At 57.3% G+C, this 17,831-nt stretch carries 23 protein-coding genes and 2 tRNA genes; 6 read left to right on the top strand and 19 right to left on the bottom strand.

Annotated elements, in window-relative coordinates:
* Nucleotides 1-867 (bottom strand): ATP-binding protein, encoded by an 867-nt coding sequence (locus AB4090_RS00705; RefSeq protein ID WP_369571932.1) that lies wholly within the window; start codon nt 865-867, stop codon nt 1-3.
* A gap of 62 nt (nt 868-929) precedes the next feature.
* Between AB4090_RS00705 and AB4090_RS00700 the strand changes: the two genes are divergently transcribed.
* Genes AB4090_RS00700 through argA form a run of 4 tightly spaced genes read left to right on the top strand, consistent with a single transcriptional unit; the run spans nt 930 to nt 3,458 of the window.
* Complete coding sequence (locus AB4090_RS00700) at nt 930-1,487, top strand: septation protein A (protein WP_369571931.1); 558 nt, start codon at nt 930-932, stop codon at nt 1,485-1,487.
* A gap of 44 nt (nt 1,488-1,531) precedes the next feature.
* Nucleotides 1,532-1,828, top strand: coding sequence for a YciI family protein (locus AB4090_RS00695; RefSeq protein WP_369571930.1), 297 nt, complete (start codon nt 1,532-1,534; stop codon nt 1,826-1,828).
* Entirely contained in the window at nt 1,828-2,136 is a 309-nt protein-coding gene (locus tag AB4090_RS00690; RefSeq protein WP_369571929.1) for a BolA family protein, read from the top strand. The genes AB4090_RS00695 and AB4090_RS00690 overlap by 1 nt, the downstream gene beginning before the upstream one ends.
* A gap of 8 nt (nt 2,137-2,144) precedes the next feature.
* On the top strand, nt 2,145-3,458 hold the full coding sequence (gene argA, locus AB4090_RS00685) for an amino-acid N-acetyltransferase (RefSeq protein WP_369571928.1): 1,314 nt from the start codon (nt 2,145-2,147) through the stop codon (nt 3,456-3,458).
* A gap of 7 nt (nt 3,459-3,465) precedes the next feature.
* Here argA and AB4090_RS00680 read toward each other — a convergent pair whose 3' ends face one another.
* The 9 genes from AB4090_RS00680 to AB4090_RS00640 all read right to left on the bottom strand — a co-directional run bounded on the left by AB4090_RS00680 (nt 3,466) and on the right by AB4090_RS00640 (nt 11,872).
* Entirely contained in the window at nt 3,466-4,428 is a 963-nt protein-coding gene (locus AB4090_RS00680; protein WP_369571927.1) for an NYN domain-containing protein, read from the bottom strand.
* A gap of 1 nt (nt 4,429) precedes the next feature.
* Nucleotides 4,430-6,106, bottom strand: a complete 1,677-nt coding sequence (ilvD, locus tag AB4090_RS00675; RefSeq protein ID WP_369571926.1) for a dihydroxy-acid dehydratase — start codon at nt 6,104-6,106, stop codon at nt 4,430-4,432.
* Between the two features lie 107 nt (nt 6,107-6,213).
* Nucleotides 6,214-7,272, bottom strand: coding sequence for an AI-2E family transporter (locus tag AB4090_RS00670; RefSeq protein WP_369571925.1), 1,059 nt, complete (start codon nt 7,270-7,272; stop codon nt 6,214-6,216).
* Nucleotides 7,273-7,276: 4 nt separating this feature from the next.
* Nucleotides 7,277-8,500 carry a malic enzyme-like NAD(P)-binding protein gene (locus AB4090_RS00665; protein WP_369571924.1) on the bottom strand — a complete coding sequence of 408 codons (1,224 nt, stop codon included), beginning with the start codon at nt 8,498-8,500 and terminating at the stop codon, nt 7,277-7,279.
* 9 nt (nt 8,501-8,509) lie between these two features.
* A complete protein-coding gene (gene rpmE / locus AB4090_RS00660) occupies nt 8,510-8,710 on the bottom strand; it encodes a 50S ribosomal protein L31 (protein ID WP_369571923.1) in 201 nt (66 codons plus the stop codon).
* Nucleotides 8,711-8,779: 69 nt separating this feature from the next.
* Nucleotides 8,780-10,150 carry a transcription termination factor Rho gene (rho, locus tag AB4090_RS00655; protein ID WP_369571922.1) on the bottom strand — a complete coding sequence of 457 codons (1,371 nt, stop codon included), beginning with the start codon at nt 10,148-10,150 and terminating at the stop codon, nt 8,780-8,782.
* Complete coding sequence (gene trxA, locus AB4090_RS00650) at nt 10,147-10,473, bottom strand: thioredoxin TrxA (RefSeq protein WP_369571921.1); 327 nt, start codon at nt 10,471-10,473, stop codon at nt 10,147-10,149. The genes rho and trxA overlap by 4 nt, the downstream gene beginning before the upstream one ends.
* Before the next feature lie 283 nt (nt 10,474-10,756).
* A complete protein-coding gene (gene galE / locus AB4090_RS00645) occupies nt 10,757-11,755 on the bottom strand; it encodes a UDP-glucose 4-epimerase GalE (protein ID WP_369571920.1) in 999 nt (332 codons plus the stop codon).
* Between the two features lie 24 nt (nt 11,756-11,779).
* Nucleotides 11,780-11,872: transfer RNA gene (locus AB4090_RS00640), tRNA-Ser, on the bottom strand.
* Between the two features lie 108 nt (nt 11,873-11,980).
* On the opposite strand from AB4090_RS00640, the gene AB4090_RS00635 reads away from it, so the two are divergent.
* Nucleotides 11,981-12,057, top strand: a tRNA-Arg gene (locus tag AB4090_RS00635).
* A 178-nt stretch (nt 12,058-12,235) separates the two neighbouring features.
* Here the strand turns inward: AB4090_RS00635 and AB4090_RS00630 are convergent.
* Nucleotides 12,236-12,361, bottom strand: a complete 126-nt coding sequence (locus tag AB4090_RS00630; protein ID WP_369571919.1) for a hypothetical protein — start codon at nt 12,359-12,361, stop codon at nt 12,236-12,238.
* Between the two features lie 353 nt (nt 12,362-12,714).
* The gene (locus tag AB4090_RS00625; RefSeq protein WP_369571918.1) at nt 12,715-12,852 is read right to left on the bottom strand and encodes a hypothetical protein; all 138 of its coding nucleotides are present in this window, start codon (nt 12,850-12,852) and stop codon (nt 12,715-12,717) included.
* A 1-nt stretch (nt 12,853) separates the two neighbouring features.
* Between AB4090_RS00625 and AB4090_RS00620 the strand changes: the two genes are divergently transcribed.
* On the top strand, nt 12,854-13,006 hold the full coding sequence (locus tag AB4090_RS00620; protein WP_369571917.1) for a hypothetical protein: 153 nt from the start codon (nt 12,854-12,856) through the stop codon (nt 13,004-13,006).
* A gap of 101 nt (nt 13,007-13,107) precedes the next feature.
* Here AB4090_RS00620 and AB4090_RS00615 read toward each other — a convergent pair whose 3' ends face one another.
* The 7 genes from AB4090_RS00615 to AB4090_RS00585 all read right to left on the bottom strand — a co-directional run bounded on the left by AB4090_RS00615 (nt 13,108) and on the right by AB4090_RS00585 (nt 17,821).
* Nucleotides 13,108-13,308: a hypothetical protein gene (locus tag AB4090_RS00615; RefSeq protein ID WP_369571916.1), complete on the bottom strand. Its 201-nt coding sequence runs from the start codon at nt 13,306-13,308 to the stop codon at nt 13,108-13,110.
* 750 nt (nt 13,309-14,058) lie between these two features.
* Complete coding sequence (locus AB4090_RS00610) at nt 14,059-15,375, bottom strand: phage/plasmid primase, P4 family (RefSeq protein ID WP_369571915.1); 1,317 nt, start codon at nt 15,373-15,375, stop codon at nt 14,059-14,061.
* Nucleotides 15,362-16,228, bottom strand: coding sequence for a toprim domain-containing protein (locus AB4090_RS00605; protein WP_369571914.1), 867 nt, complete (start codon nt 16,226-16,228; stop codon nt 15,362-15,364). The genes AB4090_RS00610 and AB4090_RS00605 overlap by 14 nt, the downstream gene beginning before the upstream one ends.
* Complete coding sequence (locus AB4090_RS00600) at nt 16,221-16,430, bottom strand: hypothetical protein (protein WP_369571913.1); 210 nt, start codon at nt 16,428-16,430, stop codon at nt 16,221-16,223. Before AB4090_RS00600 ends, AB4090_RS00605 begins: the two co-directional genes overlap by 8 nt.
* 3 nt (nt 16,431-16,433) lie before the next feature.
* The gene (locus tag AB4090_RS00595; RefSeq protein ID WP_369571912.1) at nt 16,434-16,622 is read right to left on the bottom strand and encodes a helix-turn-helix transcriptional regulator; all 189 of its coding nucleotides are present in this window, start codon (nt 16,620-16,622) and stop codon (nt 16,434-16,436) included.
* Nucleotides 16,623-16,797: 175 nt separating this feature from the next.
* On the bottom strand, nt 16,798-17,403 hold the full coding sequence (locus tag AB4090_RS00590) for a hypothetical protein (RefSeq protein WP_369571911.1): 606 nt from the start codon (nt 17,401-17,403) through the stop codon (nt 16,798-16,800).
* 139 nt (nt 17,404-17,542) lie between these two features.
* Nucleotides 17,543-17,821, bottom strand: coding sequence for a HigA family addiction module antitoxin (locus AB4090_RS00585; RefSeq protein ID WP_369571910.1), 279 nt, complete (start codon nt 17,819-17,821; stop codon nt 17,543-17,545).
* Between the last annotated feature and the right edge of the window lie 10 nt (nt 17,822-17,831).

The following is a 17,831-nucleotide window of genomic DNA, read 5'->3' as shown; positions in this document are numbered from 1 at the left end:
TCAGCCGGGGCCTTGTAGGCCACGGCTACCGACCCAATGGCGGGCAAAGTGCTGGGCGACGCGGCCGCTGCGCGAGCCACGCTGTAGCGCCCAGCGCAGGGCTTCCTCCCGCCATTCGCCTTCGGCATCGGCATTGCCCAACAGCTGTAGATGTTGCCCAACAATGGCCAAATATTGCTTCTGGTCGAAGGGATAGAAGCCGAGCCAGAGGCCGAAGCGCTCGGATAGACTGATCTTTTCTTCCGCCGTCTCGCCGGCAATGATCTCCTCGCCATGGCGGTGGTACTCTTCATTTTCAGAAAAATGCCGGGGTAAGAGATGGCGTCGATTGCTGGTGGCATACAGCAAAACATTCGCGGGGCGTGCCTCGACACCGCCATCCAGCAGTGACTTTAACGAGCGATAGGCAGGGTCATCCGAACCAAAGGAAAGGTCATCACAGAACAGCATAAAGCGGTATTTTTCCTCGGGATCAGCACGGGTGATGGCCGAGAGGACTTCCGGCAAGTCCAGTACCGCCTGGCTATCGATCTCGACCAGGCGCAAACCCTGCTCGGCATAGGCGTGCAGTAACGCCTTTACCAGCGATGACTTGCCGGTACCGCGTCCACCCCAGAGCAACGCATCGTTGGCCGGCAAACCAGCAACGAACTGGCGCGTATTGGTCTCCAGGGTGTGCTTAATTTCCTCAATACCAAGCAGGCTATCGAGATGCGGTAGATCCAGGCGCTCCAGCCCCTCCAGGCGCCCGCCCAGGCGCTGACGACGCCAGCGCGCCGCGCGCTGCCGGCTAAAGTCGGGTAACTCGGCATCCGCTCGCTGCCCCAAGGCGTGCAACAACGGCAACAACCACTCTTCTGGTTCCACTAGGCAAAGTCTCCCACAGATCGCTACACTGAGCCCGTCACCCTACCCGCTTTGGCCTTTTCATGAAACTCTTAATCGATTTTTTGCCCGTCATCCTCTTTTTTGTAGCCTATAAGATCCATGGCATCTATTTCGCCACCGAGGTGCTCATCGTCGCCTCCGTACTGCTTATGCTCTGGCAGTGGTGGCGCCAAGGAAAGATAGAAAGCATGACCTGGATTTCTACCCTGCTGATTCTGATCTTTGGCGGCCTGACCATCTATTTCCATAACGCCACCTTCATTAAATGGAAGCCGAGCATTCTCTACTTCCTCTTTGCCCTCGCCCTGCTGTGGACCCATTGGCGTGAAACGCCCTTATTGCAGCGCCTCATGGGCGCCCAGCTACCGGTAGCCCTACCCAATAGTTTCTGGCGCCGGCTGAATCGCTACTGGATCGTTTTTTTTGTCGTACTGGCGGCCTTGAACCTACTGGTTGCCTATACGGTTCCCACGTCTATCTGGGTGGACTTCAAGCTCTTCGGGTTGTTGATCCTTACCGTGCTCTTCGTCATTTATCAGGCCGTCCTCATCAGCCGCGCCCTCCCCGCTGATGCACTGCACGGCAAGGATTCGCAGTAGGGGCGCCTGTGCTAGACTGAGGCCATTCGTTTATGGGGGCTTGCATGTATTACTGCATCATCGGCATCGATAATCCAAACTCGCTGGAACTGCGCAAACAGGTACGCACTGAACACCTGGCGCGTTTGCATCAACTGCAATCCGAAGGGCGTTTGCTCAGCGCGGGACCATTCCCGGCTATCGATAGCGAGGAACCGGGCGACGCTGGCTTTACCGGCAGCTTGATCATTGCGCGCTTCGATTCGCTGGCCGATGCCCAGCATTGGGCGGCCGCAGAACCCTATCTCAGTCACGGTGTTTATGCAGACGTCAGCGTGCGTCCCTACAAGGTGGTGTTTTGATGAACAAGGAAGCCATTGAAGGCGCCGTGCGCGCTGCTCTGCAACCACAGGAACTGGAAATTCGCGATCGCAGCGAGGCGCATGCGGGCCACGCCGCCGGCGGCGAGGGTGGACATTTCGAGCTACGCATCGTCAGCGACAAGTTTTCCGGTCTGAACCCTCTTGCCCGCCACCGTCTGGTCTATGCCGCGGTAGATGGCATCGGCGAGAGTATCCATGCCTTTGCCCTGCAGACGCTGACGCCAGAAGAGGCCGAGGCACGCGCACAGAAACGTCCGCAACAGCGCACAATTCCCCTCAGCTCCTGACGCACTGCATGCCCAAGAACGCCTTCGTTCGCCACTTTCGCGAATCGTCGCCCTACATCCATCGTTTCCGTGGGCAGACCTTCGTCATCAATTTTGGTGGCGATGTCATTGCCGATGGTCATTTCTGGAATATCGCCCAGGACATCGCCCTGCTGAATAGTTTGGGGATCAATGTAGTGCTGGTGCATGGCGCCGGTCCACAAATCGACGCGGCCCTGGCGCGCGACGGCTTGACCTCGGAGCGCGTGGATGGCCGGCGCATCACCGCAGAGGCGATCATGGAGCGCTTGATCCCGGCGGTTGGCGGTGCCCGTTTGCAGGTAGAAGCCATGCTTTCTGAGGGACGACTGGACTCGCCCATGGCCCATGCCGGCCTGCAGGTAAGCAGTGGCAACTTCGTCATCGCCCAGCCGATTGGCATTCTCGCCGGGGTCGACTATCAATACACCGGTGAGGTACGGCGCGTCGCCGTCGAGGCCATCAATCGTCATCTCGCCGCCGATGAGGTGGTATTGCTCTCCCCCATCGGCGTCTCGCCTACCGGCACCCTGTTCAACATCCGCGCCGAGGACATCGCCGTGGCTACGGCCATCGCCCTGAAAGCAGCCAAGTTGATCTTTTATGCCGATTTTACCGGGGTATTCAACAGCAAGGGCGAGCTATTGCGCCAGGTCGTGCTTTCCGAGATCCCAACGCTTTTGCAAGACCCTCTCCCGGAGGCGATCCGCGAGCATCTACTCAGTGCTGAAAGGGCCTGTCGTGCCGGCATCGAGCGGGTACACGTGATCCCTCGTCAAGAGGATGGCGCCCTACTCCGCGAGCTCTTTACCCGCGACGGCCTGGGCACGATGATCTCGCGCGACCCCTTCGAACACCTGCGCGTGGCAACCCGTGCCGATATTCCGGGAATCATGGCCCTGATCCGTCCACTGGAGGAAGCGGGAATTCTCGTACGCCGTGGACGTGAGCGCCTGGAGCGCGAAGTGGAGCAATTTACCGTTATGGAGCGCGACGGCAAAGTAATTGGCTGCGTGGCCGTCTACCCCTATCCCGAGCACGGGATGGCGGAAATTGCTTGCCTGGCGGTGGATGAGCAGTATCGCGAGGAGGGCCGGGGCGAACAGCTTCTGGATTATGGGATTGCCAGCGCGCGCAAACTAGGCTTGCAAGACGTCTTTGTACTCAGCACTCAAAGCAGTCATTGGTTTCTTGAGCGCGCGTTCCGCCGTGGCACCTTGAAGGAACTGCCCATGCCGAAACAAGCGCTGTATAACCTGCAGCGGCGCAGTGGGATCTTTCTGCGCCGTCTGCCGGAAAACTGAGCTACGACTACTCAGCCGCCTCTTCCACCGAGGTGATTTCTTCTGCTTCTTCCGTGGCCGCGCTACTGGCTGCCGGTAGCAACTCCATTTCGCGATGATCAAGGCGCGGGGCAGCGTTGTACTTGCCGTCGTAGCGATAGACTACCATGCAGCGCTTGGCGACAAAGCCGCCGCGTTCCATTTCACTGGGCTCGAGGTCGAATTCGAGCACGATGTCGCGACTCGGGAGGTCGCCCACGTCGAGTTCGCGCGGTAGGTCAGAGATATGCACAAAGGCCGAACTATAGGGGGAATCATCCTGACGGGTATCTGTCACCCACAGGTGCCCGCTGACCTCCCGCTGAAAACGGATAAAACCGAAGCCGCGATCCGCCTCCCAGCGACTGCAAATGCCACGCACCCGCGAGCCAAATTCGCCCCAGGCGACCTTGCCATCGCCCCGCGCCGGCAAAAGTCCGGGGATGAGATAACCGGAGTAAAAGGCATCAGCCTCATGTTGCAGGTCCAAAGAGACATTGCGAAAACCCAGCACCTCTACCCGACAGCCGCGATTTTGCAGGGCCCGCACCACCTGCAGAAAATCTCCATCGCCGGTCACCAGAAGCACTTGGTCGAGGCGTTCCGACTGCAGCATGACATCCACCGCCAAATCCAAATCGGCATTGGCCTTCGCCACCGCATTGCCCTCGTCATCGGTAAACCAGCGCACCGGTTTTTCGATGATCTTCCAACCTAAATCGCGCACCGCTTGCTGATACGCGCGAATGCGATCGCGATAATCACTATCCACACGATTGCGCTGTCCATCTACTGCCATATAGGTATTGAGGCGAATGATCTGACCGACCATATGACCGTCACCGCGCGCAGCAAAGCGGCGCAGGACGTCGTAGCGCATGGAATAGCCGCCGTTGTAACGCACGTTCTCGGCGTCGACATAGACACCGATACGCAAAGAAGATTCAGCCAAATCAGGACTCCAGAATGGCGCCCATGGCGGCATTGGTCACCAGCTTGCGGTAGCGGCGCAACCACGGCGATTTCAGCGGCTTCTCAATGGGAACCCAACTCTCACGGCGCCTGGCCAACTCTTCGTCGCTGAGGCGTACATGGAGACCGCCAGCATCCAGGTCCAGCTCGATGATGTCCCCATCCCGAAGCAGGGCAATCGGCCCGCCTTCTGCCGCCTCGGGCGAGATATGACCAATACAGGCACCACGGGTGGCCCCACTGAAGCGCCCGTCGGTGATAAGCGCGACGCTCTCCCCCAGGCCCATGCCCATGATGTTAGCGGTCGGCGTAAGCATTTCCGGCATACCGGGACCGCCCTTGGGGCCTTCGTAGCGAATCACCACCACCTGCCCAGCCTCGACCTCACCTGCCAAAATCCCTTCCGCGGCCGTTTCCATGCTCTCAAAGATCTTGGCCGGTCCAGCAAACTTGCGCATTGCCGGTATCACCGCACCAATTTTCACAATGCCACCCTGCGGCGCAAGATTGCCAAATACGGCGCGCAAGCCGCCCGTCGGCGAGATAGGATCGCTGGCCAAGTGAATGATCTTGCTATCGCGCACCTCCGCACTCTCGACAATGTCGCGCAAGCTCCGCCCGCTGACCGTGGGTTTATCCAGATGCAGCACTTCGCCATTGCGCTTGTGTACCTCGTGCAAAATTGCAGGAATACCACCCGCGCGCCCAATGTCCTCAATATGTACGGTAGAGAGCGCTGGAGAGACCTTGGCGAGATAGGCCACCCTTTGTGCCAACTCGTTGACGCGCGCCAGGGGGTAATCGACACCAGACTCGCGGGCGATGGCCAAAGTATGCAACACGGTATTGGTCGATCCGCCCATGGCCATATCGAGGATGAAGGCATTGTCGATGGCCTCGAAATCGACCAATTGGCGCATGGTTGGGCCACCCGCCTGAACGATGGCCATGATGCGTACCGCTGCCTCGCGCACCAAATCCCGACGTTCCTTAGCGGTCGCCAGAACCGTGCCATTGCCAGGCAAGGCAATCCCGAGGACTTCCATCAGACAATTCATGCTGTTGGCAGTAAACATACCAGAACAAGAACCACAGGTTGGACAAGCCTTGTCTTCGATCTCTTTCAGACGCAGCTCGGTGATTTGCCCACGCTTGAACTGTCCCACGGCTTCAAAGGCGGTGACCAGGTCCACCGGCGTACCGTCGTCGAGCTTACCCGCCTCCATCGGTCCGCCAGAGACAAAGACCGTAGGGATGTCGCAGCGCAGCGCACCCATGATCATGCCAGGAACGATCTTGTCGCAGTTGGGGATGCAAACCAGGCCATCGAGGTGATGGGCTTGCACCACGGTTTCGATAGAGTCCGCGATCAGTTCGCGACTGGGCAGTGAATAGCGCATGCCATCGTGCCCCATAATGATTCCATCATCGACGCCAATAGTATTGAATTCAAAAGGAATTCCGCCAGCCGCACGAATCGCTTCCTTAACGATCTTGCCAAATTCCTGCAAATGCACGTGGCCGGGAATGATGTCGATATAGGAATTGGCCACACCAATGAACGGCTTGTTCATGTCGGCGTCGGTCACACCACAGGCCTTGAGCAAAGAGCGATGAGGGGCTCGTTCAAAGCCCTTCTTGATCATGTCGGAACGCATTGGTCACCTCGAAAGTTGGGCCCCGCAGAGCCTTGCTATATTGATCTATGTAGTATAGGGCCCAGCACCAGAAAGACCAAGGCACGGCCCACAATTATCGGCCAACCCTAGGCGCTGGGCGCCGTGGCGGACAGGCTCAGCACGTAGCGCTGCCAGAGGTTGAGCGCCACGGCGAGCAGTACCGGGCCGAGAAAAATCCCCAGGAAGCCAAAGGCAAGAATACCGCCCAGCACGCCAAACATAACCAGCAAAAATGGCAGATTCACGGCGGCCGATATCACCCAGGGGCGGATCAGATTGTCGACCCAGCTGACCACTAAGGCGCCCCAGAGCAAGAGCCCCACCCCGGCATAATAATGCCCCTGCCAGAGCAACCAGAGGCCAGCGGCACCCCAAACCAGCGGGGTACCAAAGGGGATCAGGGAAAAAATCATGGTGAGAAAGGTAAGCAGAACCGGTGCTGGCATGCCGCTGACCCAGTAACCCAAGCCGGCCAGCAGGCCCTGGGCAATTGCCGTCGCGAAGATGCCGTAGACCACCGCGCGCAAAGTATTACCCGCCGTATGCAGATATTGCGGAAACTGCGGTCCCAAAAGGCTCCCCAGCACCGCTTGCCCTTGCTGCAGGAAGGTCTCGCCATGCCGGTAAAAAACCAGGCTGCTCACCCAAATCAAGCCCAAGGTGCCCAGCACTTTTCCCAGCCCGCCGGCGAAGACTCCCACCCGCGCCGCCCAGGCATTCAAATCTGGGCTCAGGGCACCCACATGGAAATTGGCACGCCAGCTCGCCGGAATCTCACCCAAAAACTTGGCAAACCAGGCACTTTTCTGCAGCTCTACAAACGGCTGCCAGTGCGCATCGGCGGCACTCCAGCTTTGTAGCACAGCTTGAATCTCATGAAAAAGATGAAAACTCAAAAACAGAAAGGGCAGCAGGAATACGAGCGAGAAAAAGAGGGTCATCAGCACAGCGCTGGGCCAGGGTGGCAGACGACGACAAAGCCAGCGCCGTAAGGGCCAGGTGACATAGACAATGATCGAGGTCCAGGCGAGGACGCCAAAAAACGGCACCATCACCTGCCAAAGCAGGAAGACAAAGATCCCGAGAAGAAAGGCAACGGAGCCAATGCGCAGCAGATCGCAAACCGCAAGATCCGCGATGCGCATAGGGTTATTTACGTGCGACGCCGCTATCCCGTGCCGCTTGCGCCACGGCACCAGCCACCACGCTACGCAAACGCGGGTCAAAAGGCTTGGGGATGATGTATTCTGGCCCGAACTGCAGGCTACCTGGGGTCAAACCATAGGCCGTATACAGCTCGTCTGGCGCCTCGGCGCGCGCCAGGCCGGCCAACGCCTCCACGGCGGCGACCAGCATCTCGCCGTTGATCGCCTTCGCCCGCACATCCAGGGCGCCGCGGAAGAGGAAGGGAAAACCTAACGCATTATTGACCTGATTGGGCAAATCCGAGCGCCCGGTGGCGATAATGGCATCCGGACGCAGTTCGCGCGCACGCCAGGGATCGACCTCAGGGTCAGGATTCGCCAAGGCGAAGATCACCGGACGCGGGGCGAGGGAAGTGAGTAAATCGACGGGAATCGCACCGCGAACGGAAACGCCAATGACCACATCCGCATCCGCCAACATCTCTGCCAGTGTCCAGCCTTCCGGAGCGGTAGCGTGCGGACGATGCCACTCGCTCAAATCCTGCCGCCCTTGATGCAATACCCCGTGCACATCGCTGAGGTAGCAGTGCTGGGCGCCAAACTTCTTCAGGATACCAGCAATGGCGAGGCCCGCAGCCCCAGCACCGACAATGGCGACTTTCGCCGTGGCGAGATCTTTGTCCTGCAATTCCAGCGCATTGCGCAATGCCGCCGCGACGATGACCGCGGTGCCATGCTGATCGTCGTGGAAGACCGGAATGTCGAGGCGTTCCTGAAGCGCGCGCTCCACCTGAAAACAGTCTGGTGCGGCAATATCTTCCAGGTTGATACCACCAAAGCCGGGCGCAATGGCCGCGATTACGTCGATCAAATGCTCGGCATCACGTGCCTCGACCTCGATGTCGAAGGCATCGATATCAGCAAAGCGCTTAAAGAGCACCGCCTTGCCTTCCATCACGGGTTTCCCCGCCAGCGGCCCCACCTTGCCCAAGCCGAGCACCGCCGTGCCATTACTGATTACCGCCACCAGGTTGCCCTTGGCGGTATAGTCATAGGCCTTGTCAGGGTCGGCAGCGATTTCGCGCACCGGCTCGGCAACCCCTGGCGTATAGGCTAGCGTAAGGTCCGCCTGGGTGGCGCAAGGCTTGGACGCAACGACCGTCACCTTCCCCGCTGGCGCCGCGGCGTGGTAGGCCAAGGCGCGATCGCGCAGGCTCTCAGTTGCCATCGACGCCGCTTACTTACCGTAGCGTTTGCGGAACTTCTCTACCTGGCCAGCAGCGGAAACATTGCGCTGCTTACCGGTGTAGAAGGGATGGCACTCGGAGCACAGATCGACGTGCAAATCGCGTCCCGCCGTAGAACGGGTTTTGAAGCTCGCGCCGCAACTGCAGGTTACGGTGACTTCTTCATATTTCGGCTGAATTTCGAGATTCATGGCAAGCACTCTGGGTTTTTCAGAAAGTGGCGGATTATAAGCAGAGAAACACCTGGGGTCCAGGGCAACTCAGCGATTCATGGAATCAAAGAACTCGGCATTGGTTTTGGTGGCACGCACCTTGTCGAGCAGAAACTCCATCGACTCCATCGGATCCATCGGTGCCAAGAGCTTGCGCAACACCCAAATCTTGTTGAGCAGATCCTGGGGTATCAGCAGTTCTTCGCGCCGGGTACCGGATTTATTGAGGTTGATGGAAGGATAAACACGCTTCTCGGCCAGGCGGCGATCCAAGTGCACTTCCATATTGCCCGTGCCCTTGAATTCTTCAAAGATCACTTCATCCATCTTCGAGCCAGTTTCCACCAAAGAGGTCGCGATAATCGTCAGACTACCGCCCTCTTCGATATTGCGCGCCGCACCAAAGAAGCGCTTGGGCTTCTGCAAGGCATTGGCATCGACACCACCGGTGAGCACCTTGCCCGAGGAAGGGACGACGGTATTGTAGGCGCGCGCCAAACGGGTGATGGAGTCGAGTAGAATGACGACATCGTGTTTGTGCTCGACCAGGCGTTTGGCCTTCTCCAGAACGATCTCTGCAACCTGCACATGGCGCGTGGCCGGCTCATCAAAGGTCGAGGAAACCACCTCCCCCTTCACCGAACGCTGCATCTCGGTGACCTCTTCCGGCCGTTCGTCGATCAAGAGCACAATCAGGTAACACTCCGGATGATTACCGGTGATCGCGTGGGCAATTTGCTGCAGCAAAACCGTTTTACCGGTCTTCGGCGGCGCCACGATCAAACCGCGTTGCCCCTTACCAATGGGCGAGATCAGATCGATGATGCGCGCCGAAGGCTCACCATAGACCATTTGATCAGACTCCAAACGCAGGGCCTCATCGGGAAAAAGCGGGGTCAAATCGTCAAAATTGACCTTGTTGCGCGTCGCCTCCGGCCCCTCGAAGTTGATGCTCTCTACTTTGAGTAAGGCAAAATAGCGCTCGCCTTCCTTGGGTGGGCGAATCTGGCCCGAAACCGTATCACCGGTCTGCAGATTGAAACGCCGGATCTGCGAGGGAGAGACATAGATGTCATCCGGCCCCGCCATATAAGAACCCGATGCCGCGCGCAGAAACCCAAAACCATCCTGCAAAATTTCCAGCACTCCATCGCCATAAATGGCATCGCCATTACGCGCGTGGGCCTTGAGAATATTGAAGATCAGCTCTTGTTTCTTTTGCCGTGCGGCGCCGTCGATCCCCAGCTCCTGACAAAGGAGCGCAAGTTCGGTAGCCGTCTTTCTCTTTAACTCACTGAGGTTAACCGAGGGCGCACCCGGGGTGGGGCTAAAGGACTCCTCTTCTTCGAGAAGAAGGTCTTCGTTGGGAAAGGATTTCGGGGATCTTTGCGGTTTGCGGCGGGGTCTTGGGGTATTCAAAGTTGGCTATCCAGGAAGGCGGTGAGCTGAGCTTTGCTAAGGGCACCCACTTTACTGGCCTCGAGTTTACCAGCTTTGAACAGCAGCAGCGTGGGGATACCGCGAATACCATATTGTGGTGGCGTAGCAGGGTTTTCGTCGATATTGAACTTGGTCACCTTCATGCGGTCGGCATACTCGCCTGCCACCTCTTCGAGAATGGGGGCAATCATTTTGCACGGGCCACACCACTCCGCCCAAAAATCGACCAGAACGGGTTTATCCGCCTGCAAGACTTCGGCGTCGAAGGTTTCATCGGATATATGAGAAATAGCGTCACTCATTGGGAGAGAACTCCTCTGCACAAGATACAGATCAGGAATTTGCCCTGGAACCAGGGATCACGAGACTGGGAAAATTGTTGATGTTGGTTGAGCCTATACCGCTTACGCGGCTTGATCAAGACTGTACATCCTCCAAAAAACGGGCGGAAAATTATTTGAATTGACCTGCCCCACTGAAAAATCAACTGGTTAGCAAACGACAAGGATCTTGCGCCATGATTTTGTTTCAGACAATACGGGTATCATAGCGGCTGCGACGCTGGAGTCAAATTTCAGCGCTGTATTACCAGCGGCTGCCTTTTTTCTGCTCCCAGGCCCACGCGTGTTGGAGAATGACGTCGAGTTCGGCATATTCGGGCTGCCAACCTAGACGCGCGCGGGCCTGGGTACTGTCGGCAACGAGGATGGCAGGATCGCCGGCGCGGCGGGGTTCGTGGCGTACGGCAATGTCGCGACCGGTAACGCGGCGGGCGCCATCAATGACCTCCTGCACCGAAAAGCCCTGGCCATTGCCCAGATTGAGCGCCAAGCTTTGGCCACCGTTTAGCAAGTGCTGCAAGGCAAGCAGGTGCGCCTGACAGAGATCCCAAACGTGGATGTAGTCGCGGATGCAGGTGCCATCGCGGGTGGCGTAATCGTTACCAAAGACGGCAATGTGGCCCCGCCGTCCGCTGGCTGCCTGCAAGATGAGAGGAATAAGATGGCTCTCAGGGTCGTGGCGCTCACCCAACTCGCCCGCCGGGTCGGCACCCGCTGCATTGAAATAGCGTAGCGCGACAGAGCGCAGACCAAAGCTTTTGCCATAATCTGCGAGGATCTCTTCCACCATGCGTTTGCTGCGCCCGTAGGGGTTGATGGGGCGCTGCGGATGATCTTCGGTGAGCTTGTCGCTTTCTGGTTCGCCAAAAATCGCGGCAGTAGACGAGAAGATAAAGTGCTGTACCTGATGCTGGCGCATGGTATCGAGCAAGTTCAGGGTATTCGCAACATTGTTGCGGTAATAGCGATCCGGCGCCTGCATCGACTCGCCCACTTGACTCAAGGCGGCAAAGTGCAGCACGGCAGCGAAGTCGTGTTCAGCAAAGAGGCGTTCCAGAACGACGGGATCGGCTAGGTCACCAATAACCAAAGTTCCAAAACGAGCGGCATCGGCAAAACCAGTGCAGAGATTGTCCAGCACGACAACCGCATAGCCCGCCTGTGCCAGTAGTTTGACCATGTGCGAGCCAATGTAGCCGGCGCCACCAACAACCAGCAATTTTTTCGTAACGGATTTCGTCAATGGGGTCATTTCACAGAGGTTAATTGGCGGAGAGAGAGGGATTCGAACCCTCGATGGAGTGTTTAGCCCCATACTCCCTTAGCAGGGGAGCGCCTTCAGCCTCTCGGCCATCTCTCCGTGGGGCGGAGTGTAGCGCGGACTCGCCTGACACGTCAAAAACAAAATCGACAAATTTTCGTAACGTCTAGCGAGGCGGGGCTTGCATGCCCTACAATAACCGCAATTGCGCCCATAGCTCAATCGGATAGAGCAACGGCCTTCTAAGCCGTAGGTTGGGGGTTCGATTCCCTCTGGGCGCACCAATCAAAACATAGTGTTAGGCGATTCCATCCGGCCCCTGATTTCGGAAAACCGGCCAGTAGTCCCCATACAGTCCCCACTTGGCGGAATTTGCCGCCGGGCTGACGCTGAGGCGTCCCCCATAGCCGGGCAATCGGTCGGGATTTCCGACCAGTTCACCGGATGGCGACGGCCAGCCGCCTATGCCGCGTCCATGATGCGCTCACCATGGGCGCGCAAGCCTTGCGGATTCTGGGATCTGGCGCTCACCATGAGGCGGTCACAGTGACGGTCATCATGGGGGCGCAAGCCTTGCCGTTGCGGCATTACCGCGTCCATTATGAACGGTGTTTAACACGCTGTTCACAATGGCCGTGCAAGCTATGCGGGCGCTGACTTTCAGTGTTCACAATGGCCCATTCATGGGGTTATTTCGCAAAACGCCCAGCAAGGGCGTTTCCTTGGCCTCTGTGCCGTGGGAACTGCTCAGGTGATGCTAGGGTAGCGCCCGGAGGCTTGCGTGCGCTGTGGGGGTGTTTCCGGGCCATTCATGAGGTCAGTTTTGCAAAAACGGTCTATCGGTATCGTTACCGCCGCCATGTGAATAAAATTCATGGGGACGATTCTTGCTAGTAGTAGTGCAAGTCCTGTGCCTGTGAATTTCATTCATGAGGCGTCGGTCACAGTGACAGCGCGGCCACAAAAAAACCCGGCACAACTGGCCGGGCTGGTGGTGGCAAGGCGTCCATAATGCGTCCACAATGCGCCTGCAAGCCCCGCCGTTGCAGCGTTACCGCGTCCACAATGGGAGCGGTCACCATGGGCGTGCAGGGCTTGCTGATACTGGATTCCGGCGGTCACAATGAGGGCGTTCACAATGCGTTCACAATGGACTTGCAAGCATTGCAAGTATTGGCTTTCCGCGTTCACATTGGCCGCTTTTTTTATAGTGCCGCTCAAATCGACGCCTAAGCCGTTTTGAGCTGGTGAGTGGGGCACAGTAGCACCCCTGCCCATTGCGTGCGTTCTAGGGCCGTTTCCGGCGCTTTCATGGGGTGGTTTTGCAAATCGCGCTAAACGTTGATTTTTACCCTGGCGATAATCCGGCCTTCCCCGTCCTCAAACTCGACGGAGCAAGTGACCGGGTCGAACAAGGCGCTTAGTGTCAGCCCCCCACAGGTCCGCAACTCGACGGCCTCAACGTGCGGCAAGGCTTCCATGAGTTTTGCCACCAGGTGCGCGGCCTTTTTAGGATTCCATGTTTCGGTCTTCATAGTTTCGTCTCCTTCAGTTGAAAATCAGAACAGCGCCGCAATGCTCGCGGGTATGGTGCGCTGGTGCCTCGGGTCGGGTGCGGTCGGCTTCCTGCAGGCGGCAGGCCGCCCAGCGTCAGCGTGCAGGCGCCAAGGCCGAATGCAGGGTCCCCGACCTCTGGCGGCATTGGCTCGAACCGCTGGCAGTCGCAGCACGCGATATAGGCCGTTGCTGAGTCCAAAAGTTTGCGCAAACTATTGCCATTTGTGCCAGCACCCTCAAGGCCACCGGACGCCAAAACAGCGGATTTAACGCCAAGTGATTGATTATCAGCAGGAATACTTGGGTTTTCGGTGGTTACTGTTGCGGGTACCACGGGCGCGTAGGGCGCGTTTTCCCCATTGCGCCTTATATGTGCCTTATGTATGTACAAACTCGCTGTAGTAGCGTTGCAGCAGCTTGCATCCGCCCTACGCGCCCGTGCGCCCGTGCCGCCAGACAAAATATCAGCCCAAAAAGTGTCCATTAGATGCCTCCTTTTTGGCGTATCAACCGCGTGCCACCTGCGCCCCTGACGGTTTCAAAGCCCATGAGCACCAGACGCCGCGTAAGAGCGCGGTGACATAGGAGACGCGTAGCCTTGGCGTTGTGTGCCCATGTCAGGTATTGCCTGTACACATCCGAACTGTGCATGACGTCCCACGATTCCAGACTGAGCGATTCACTAATGAAACGCCTCACCTGGGCCATCGCGTAATCGTTTTCCTTGCTCATGGCATGTCCCCCATTTGGCGCTCCCGAATCCCCCAGATGACACGCTGCCCCTGGGATCCGGCCTTGCCCGGTGTGCCCCATCCCAAGGCTTCGATCCGCTGAGTGAGTGCCTTCCGACTGACGGGCCGCTGAATGCCTGCGCCTATCGCCCATTGCTGGTATTTGGCGTAGGCATCGGCGCTGCTGATTTTTGCGCCGGGTTCCTTGAGCATTTCCTCTTCCAGAAAAGTCAGCACCTGATCCGCGTCGCGTTTCCAATCCTGCACGGCTTCATGTGAACTCGGCGGTATGGTCAACTCGCCGCGATCAAATACGCTTCCGAGTGCCCCCAGGCACGCATTCAAAATGCCGGATATTTCCGCCCGTAACTTTTCAGATAGCCGGGTGTCCTTGGTTTTGTCGTTAAATACATTTTGGAACTTCAATATCAGGAAGCGGCGGAATAACGCCGGGCTAAAGTCTCGTGTACCCGGCATGTGGTTTGTGCCGATCCAGATTTTCACCCTTGGCGTCATCAAAAACGGGTTTTTGTGCTTATGCTCGACGGTGCATGCTTCGCCGCTGATAATGGCTTTAATCGCGCCATCGGGAAGCGTTGTTCCTTCCGGTAATTCGGTGACGATATTAGCCAGCTTTCCATCAAGGCTTGCTCGCTGGAAGCGATTATCCATTTCTTGCGGATTCACGCCAGAAACATAATCGCCAAGCATATCGCCCAATAACCGGAGTGTGACTGATTTGCCATTAGCCCCGCTGCCAACCAAAAGCGCGGCCTTCTCAAATTCCGTTGTTGCGGTCAAGGTAAGTCCGATCATCTCCACCAAGGCGCGGATTCGTTCCTTGGCGTCATCGGCACCAGCGAACACTTCCTGCACAAATTGCGTGAACCGTGGGCAAGTGGCCTTTTGATCATAAACAACGGGTAGCCTGATGCGCCGGTAATCCTCCTTGCGATAAGGCGTCAGGCGCCATTCGCCGCCCTGATAAGTCAGCACGCCATTGCTGGCGCAGACTGCACGCTGGTCGGATTTGTCCCATTCAACATCTCGGTAATAAACGCCTTTTGCCATGCTCGCCGCGCCATTTATGTCTCCGGCTTTTGCACCGATGTGCAGGTTTCTGTGGATTAACTGTAGGTCGCGCTTTACTTGCTCGTCGTGGTATGGCTTCCAAATTCCAACGGGGTCGAACCGCCAGAATTGGTCCTGAGCATAGATCAGATCGCCATCAGGGCTGAGGTATTCCGCGATCTGCACATGATCCGGCTTTGCGGGTTTTTTTGGTTCGCTGGTTGGGAAATTAACGACTGCCATTTGCCACCTCCATGACAAAAATGTCGTTCCAATCCGCGCCAGGTATCGAGGGGATCATTAACCGGCCTTGAATGTCCCATGCTGCTTTATTGGCGAACCGCACGCCGGTCGGGTCATTGTCGCCAGCCAAGACGATCTCGCGTTCAGGGAACTGCTCTCGCGCCGCTTTTGCCACGGGTGGCATGTTTCCGGCATCAATCGCAGCGATTACTCCATCTTCGGGAAACATCAGGGCCAATGACGCGCCAGTGGCGAAGCCCTCGCAGACCAGCAATCGACCATCGCCGCTGTCACGAATCGGGATATGAAAACCACGTTTTGCGCCACCCTTGAGCAGCATTTTCCGGCCATTTGCGGCTATCGTTTGCAGGCTGTGAATCTGACCGTCGAAGTCCTGAATTGGCAAAACCAGCAAACCTTTCTCTTGGCGTGCCGTAAATGCCGGAATCCTCTTGCGCGCCAAATAACCATGATCCGGCGATGCCTCTTGGAGGCCCCTAAATCGCTCTGTAGCGACTTCTGACGTTTGCTGGTGCTGCCGTACCTGCTCGGCCTCCCGCTCGCGTTTGACGGCCTCCAGGCGGGCATGAATCGCCGCCGCATCAGCGGCGGTCAGATCGGCTTGCTTTTTGGCACACCAAACATGCTGCGAGCCGGTTTTCCAGCTTCCGAACGCGCCAGCCGGCAGGCCATCACTGAACAATCGACAAAATCCATTCAGAGTGCCCGGCTTGTCGCCCGCGACGCGAAAGCGAATCATGGTTGCCGTGTCGAACTGGATGACGCTAGGGTCAGACGGCACGATGCCGCAACTTGCCATGTCACCGAGCACTTCGCGGATATAGTCAGTCATGACGCGCACCCCGCTCCCGTAAAGCTTCAAGCGCCAGTCGTAAGTCGGTGGCCACAAGGCCAATGAGCGCGAGAGTTTCGGCGGTCGGGTTATCTACTCGGCGCAGGGCTGCGATTCCGGCCAGTAGGTGCCGTGCGGCGCGGATTGCAGTATAATTTATTGGCTGATTGTAACGGGCGTTTTCTTTCGGGAGGGCGTCCATTTTTTATACCCCCTCGCCAATACGGCTAAGAATCCATGCGTCGACCTCAGCCGCCACCCATACACTTCGGTTTTCCGTGATCTTTCGCGGCGCGGGAAAATTGTCACCATTCTTTATTCGCTTGTAGATTTCGGATTTGCACAGGGTAGTCCGTTCCTGTACCGCTTTCAGATTCAATACTAAGGGTTCCATGACGTGCTCCTTTGGTTAATGCACGTCACATACCGTCTTTATGACTATTTCAGCTTGTCAAGTCCTTTGCATACAGATACGGAAACACAATAAAAAACCGGCACTTGGCCGGTTCTCTTTGTGTCTGTACGGGGCATTTATGGTTTATGATCTAAATCATTTACGAATAGCCTATTTATTTCATAAATGCAGACTTCGCGGGTTTTGGAGAAGGTGCGACAATGGCTGTGCGGATTTGCTTGATGCCGCCAGCGTTGGCGATTTCATTCTTCCATGTCTCGTCCGAAGTTCCGGGATAGCGCCGCACCAGTTCCGCCGCCAAGTGGTTTATGTCTACCGTTGTTCCTGCATTGTGCATCTCCCTGGCGATTACCCGGATCTTGTTTCTGCCGTCTTTATATTGCTGGCGCTTGATCGGGTCCGCCTGCCTGCCGCGCTGACGCTGTGGTGCCTCGCCGGGTGCAATCCGCGCCAGCACAAGCCGCTGCTCTTCTTGAGGATAGTTCTCTGCCGTCATCCACTTCTGAACGTCCGCAACATCTACCGCGAATGGGGTTGCAGGCCCGTCAAGCCTGCTCGATATGCGTATCCCGTTGTAGTTCCTGACGATCAGATCGCCACGCTCCATCGCCCCTTTTATCTGGCTCTCCACGCTCGGCTGCACCCAACGATCCCGCTGGTGCCGCACGGCATCGTCCGGGTTGTACTTTTCCTTCATGGGCGACAAAGACCACGCCTGACGAATACGCGCTTCTGCGTCAACCATCTGCACGTCGATCATGGCAAGCATTAAGTCCGGTAATGGTATGATTCTGTTCATGTTCGCGCCCCCTATGCGCCCCTTTGGAATAGGTGCCATGCTCAGGGTCGGAAGGGTGCCGACCTTTTCGGGGATCAGCCTAGGGCATGGCGTAAACTGGTTACACGCTGACGCGCTCTTTCACCTTCGGCGGATGCTGGCGAACCTTCCAAAGGTCATACTGTGCTTGCTGAGTAAGCCAGGACTCCGCGCTTGCGCCGAACACTGCCGCCAGACGGAAAGCCATTGTCGGGCTGATCGCCACATGCCCATTCAGCAGTTCAGAAACCGCCTTGCGCGTAACACCCAGGGCATCCGCCGCAGCAGTGACCGACATGCCCAAGGGTTCCAGGCATAACTCCCGGATGGTTTCGCCTGGGTGTGGGGGATTGTGCATCATGGTGTTGATC

Source organism: Acidithiobacillus sp. IBUN Pt1247-S3, from assembly GCF_041146875.1.
Classification (GTDB): domain Bacteria; phylum Pseudomonadota; class Gammaproteobacteria; order Acidithiobacillales; family Acidithiobacillaceae; genus Igneacidithiobacillus.
Note: the sequence above shows the minus strand (reverse complement) of the source record. Positions and strands in the feature narration are given on the sequence as shown.

What these genes read in the sequence shown, in the direction of transcription:
- AB4090_RS00605 (WP_369571914.1), bottom strand. Translation starts at nt 16,228, where the DNA reads ATGACTGACTATATCCGCGAAGTGCTCGGTGACATGGCAAGTTGCGGC.
- AB4090_RS00670 (WP_369571925.1), bottom strand. Translation starts at nt 7,272, where the DNA reads ATGCGCATCGCGGATCTTGCGGTTTGCGATCTGCTGCGCATTGGCTCC.
- AB4090_RS00585 (WP_369571910.1), bottom strand. Translation starts at nt 17,821, where the DNA reads ATGATGCACAATCCCCCACACCCAGGCGAAACCATCCGGGAGTTATGC.
- AB4090_RS00630 (WP_369571919.1), bottom strand. Translation starts at nt 12,361, where the DNA reads ATGCCGCAACGGCAAGGCTTGCGCCCCCATGATGACCGTCACTGTGAC.
- AB4090_RS00700 (WP_369571931.1), top strand. Translation starts at nt 930, where the DNA reads ATGAAACTCTTAATCGATTTTTTGCCCGTCATCCTCTTTTTTGTAGCC.
- ilvD (WP_369571926.1), bottom strand. Translation starts at nt 6,106, where the DNA reads ATGCGTTCCGACATGATCAAGAAGGGCTTTGAACGAGCCCCTCATCGC.
- AB4090_RS00690 (WP_369571929.1), top strand. Translation starts at nt 1,828, where the DNA reads ATGAACAAGGAAGCCATTGAAGGCGCCGTGCGCGCTGCTCTGCAACCA.
- AB4090_RS00600 (WP_369571913.1), bottom strand. Translation starts at nt 16,430, where the DNA reads ATGGACGCCCTCCCGAAAGAAAACGCCCGTTACAATCAGCCAATAAAT.
- AB4090_RS00615 (WP_369571916.1), bottom strand. Translation starts at nt 13,308, where the DNA reads ATGAAGACCGAAACATGGAATCCTAAAAAGGCCGCGCACCTGGTGGCA.
- AB4090_RS00590 (WP_369571911.1), bottom strand. Translation starts at nt 17,403, where the DNA reads ATGATCGACGTGCAGATGGTTGACGCAGAAGCGCGTATTCGTCAGGCG.
- AB4090_RS00610 (WP_369571915.1), bottom strand. Translation starts at nt 15,375, where the DNA reads ATGGCAGTCGTTAATTTCCCAACCAGCGAACCAAAAAAACCCGCAAAG.
- rpmE (WP_369571923.1), bottom strand. Translation starts at nt 8,710, where the DNA reads ATGAATCTCGAAATTCAGCCGAAATATGAAGAAGTCACCGTAACCTGC.
- AB4090_RS00620 (WP_369571917.1), top strand. Translation starts at nt 12,854, where the DNA reads ATGGGCGTGCAGGGCTTGCTGATACTGGATTCCGGCGGTCACAATGAG.
- argA (WP_369571928.1), top strand. Translation starts at nt 2,145, where the DNA reads ATGCCCAAGAACGCCTTCGTTCGCCACTTTCGCGAATCGTCGCCCTAC.
- AB4090_RS00665 (WP_369571924.1), bottom strand. Translation starts at nt 8,500, where the DNA reads ATGGCAACTGAGAGCCTGCGCGATCGCGCCTTGGCCTACCACGCCGCG.
- AB4090_RS00695 (WP_369571930.1), top strand. Translation starts at nt 1,532, where the DNA reads ATGTATTACTGCATCATCGGCATCGATAATCCAAACTCGCTGGAACTG.
- trxA (WP_369571921.1), bottom strand. Translation starts at nt 10,473, where the DNA reads ATGAGTGACGCTATTTCTCATATATCCGATGAAACCTTCGACGCCGAA.
- AB4090_RS00595 (WP_369571912.1), bottom strand. Translation starts at nt 16,622, where the DNA reads ATGGAACCCTTAGTATTGAATCTGAAAGCGGTACAGGAACGGACTACC.